Consider the following 1,432-nt stretch of genomic DNA (forward strand, 5'->3'; position numbering starts at 1 on the left):
AGTACGGGGATGCACTGGCCGGCAAGTTCATCATCGACATCTCCAACACGTTCAACGCCGATGCCACCGGGCTCGTCACCGCTGAAGGCATGTCCGGTGCGCAGGAGATCGCCAAGGCGGTCCCGGCGAGCGCGCACGTGGTGAAGGCGTTCAACACGGTCTTCGGCCACGTGCTGGCCCAGGGGCGTGCGTTGGACGTGTTCTTCGCCGGAGACGACGCGCGGGCCAAGGCCGAGGTGTCGGCGTTCATCCAGAGCCTGGGACTGCGCCCGCTGGATGTCGGCGGCCTGGAGATGGCCCGCTGGCTGGAAGGGGCCGGGCCGCTGCTGATGGGCCTGGCCCGCAACGGCGCGGGGACCTTCGACATCGCCCTCGGCGTCGACCTCCCCGGCTGAGCGCACCCCTGCCGGTAGCCCGCGGCGCTTCCGCCGCGGATTCTCACGAAGGAGTCATCGTGCGTCTGACATGGCAGCTCTTAGCGGTTGCGGCGGTCTGGATCCTGGGCAATCTGGGCATCGCGGCGGTGAAGGACAACCCCTGGCCGGCGCTGGCCGCCGGTCTGCTGACGGCCGTCGTCGCGGTCTGGGTCTACGGCTGGGTGGTGCGGCGCACCGAGCACCGGGCCCCCGTCGAGGTGTCGCTGGAGGGAGCGGGCGCCGGGATCGGCTGGGGCACGCTGCTGGGCGTCGCGCTGTTCGGGGCGGTCATCGCGAACATCGCCTTCTTCGGCGACTACACCATCAACGGCCTGGGCTCGCCGGCGAGCGCCGTCGCCCTGCTCGGCATCATGGCGGGTGCCGCCGTGACCGAGGAGCTGGTCTTCCGCGGTGTCCTGTTCCGCAACATCGAGGGCTGGACCGGGACCTGGATCGCGCTCGTGCTGACCGGCTCGCTGTTCGGCCTGATCCACCTGCTCAACGCGAACGCCACCCTGTGGGGCGCGATCGCCATCGCCATCGAGGCAGGCGGGATGCTGACCGCCGCCTACATCGCCACCCGCAAGCTGTGGGTGCCGATCGGCCTGCACTTCGGCTGGAACATCGCCGCGAGCGCCATCTTCAGCACCCAGGTGTCGGGCAGCAACACCCCGCAGGGCCTGCTGGACGCGACGATGTCGGGTTCCGCGCTGGTCACGGGCGGCGACTTCGGACCGGAGGGCAGTGTGTTCGCCGTGGTGTTCGGCGTGGTGGCCACCGGCGTGTTCATGTGGCTGGCACACCGGCGTGGTCACGTGGTCCCCGCCCGTCGCTCAGCCCGGGCGGACGTTGCCGCCGGCCTCGCCGGCTGATCGAACTCCGGCAGGTCCTGGACCGGTGACAGCAGACCGACGTCACCGGTCCGGCCATTCCGGTTCCTCCATCATCCCCGAGCTCATCGCCGCCGGGCACGAGGTCACCGGCCTGGCCCGGTCGGACACGGCCGCGGCAGCGGT

Annotated in this window: 2 protein-coding genes; both read left to right on the forward strand. The window is 70.7% G+C overall.

The annotated features are described in order from the left end of the window. The coding region (locus ACH34Q_RS46905) for an NADPH-dependent F420 reductase (protein WP_395989759.1) at positions 1-395 on the forward strand (395 nt) is incomplete at its 5' end. Between the two features lie 59 nt (positions 396-454). Further along, positions 455-1,288, forward strand: a complete 834-nt coding sequence (locus tag ACH34Q_RS46910; RefSeq protein WP_395989760.1) for a lysostaphin resistance A-like protein — start codon at positions 455-457, stop codon at positions 1,286-1,288. The last annotated feature ends 144 nt before the right edge of the window (positions 1,289-1,432 follow it).

This window comes from Actinomadura sp. 9N407, from assembly GCF_044326315.1.
Classification (GTDB): Bacteria; Actinomycetota; Actinomycetes; order Streptosporangiales; family Streptosporangiaceae; genus Spirillospora.